The 1114-nt window shown below is 70.0% G+C and carries 1 protein-coding gene; it reads right to left on the bottom strand.

Annotation, left to right across the window (positions count from 1 at the left end; genetic code table 11):
* On the bottom strand, positions 1-984 hold a 984-nt coding region (locus tag DWY03_RS03495), incomplete at its 3' end, for an IS110 family transposase (protein WP_199410948.1).
* Positions 985-1114: the final 130 nt, after the last annotated feature.

Raw genomic sequence — 1114 nt, 5'->3', positions numbered from 1 at the left:
CCCCTTCCTCCCGTGCATCCTTATCTCGAGGGGCACGCCCGTGTCCCTCGGCATGAGCTTCGGCTGGTGCCGTGCCGCGGCGTAGCACCATGAGCCCTCAACGGCCAGCTTCCTCACGAGCGCGTTGCCCGCGCCGCTGATGCCTCCGAGCCGCACGGAGTCGCCGCTCGACCTCTGACTCGGCGCGAGGCCGAAGTAGGCCGTGACCTGCCTTCCGGAACGGAACCTCGTGAAGTCGCCGACCTCGGCCGAGAAGGCCGCGGCCAGCGCGAAGGCGCAGCCCTTGATCGACTGGAGGGCGGCCACCTCCGCGGCGATCGGGCTGGCATCCACGGCCGCCCTGTACTCGGAGAGCAGGTCCGCCCGGGCCTCCGCCGCGGCCTCGACCTCGTTCCTCAGGGCGGCGAGCGTCCGAACCCCGCCATCGTCCTCCGGCCTGACCTTGTCGAGCCACCTCAGGAAGTCGTAGGTCCAGTACTTCCTCGGGTTGCCGGCGGGCGTGGTGCCGCCGTAGGCGAACCCTCGCTTCGCGAGGAAGGCGAGCAGCCGCTGCTTGGCGGTCGCCAGGCGCGCGGTCGCCCCGTCGTAGGCGCCGGCGAGGTCCCTGATGCCTTCGACCTCGGGGGAGGGGACCCATACGGGGGAGATGTCGTGGGCGAGTATCGCCTTGGCCATCCTGGCGGCGTCGTTCCTGTCGTTCTTGGAGGCCGAGTCGGCGGCCGACCTGGGGATCTTCGAGACCGCGGCGACGACGCACTCGACGCCGAGCCCGGCGAGCTCCCTCTGCGGGGCGAAGCCGAGGTAGCCGCTCTCGTAGGCCGCGAGCGACGGCCCGGGGAACCCGTCCATCCACCCGGCGATCTCGCCCCAGGGGTTGCCGGGGAACCTCCTCGTCACGGCCTCGCCGGTGTCCGCGTCGAGGGCGCAGACGGTGGTCGACCTCAGGTGGACGTCCATCCCGAACGCGGTAGAATACTTTGGCATGGGAGCCTCCCAACCTCGTTGCGGCGCGGCTGCGCCTATGGCACTTCAACATCATTGTCGCAGCCCCGACCCGCGGTCACGAGCGGGGGCTCCTATCTTTTTAGTGCCCTCGGATTGGGTCATAGTGTCT

This window comes from Collinsella sp. AF23-2 (genome assembly GCF_003459245.1).
Classification (GTDB): Bacteria; Actinomycetota; Coriobacteriia; order Coriobacteriales; family Coriobacteriaceae; genus Collinsella.
This window is presented reverse-complemented; position numbering and strand designations above follow the sequence as displayed.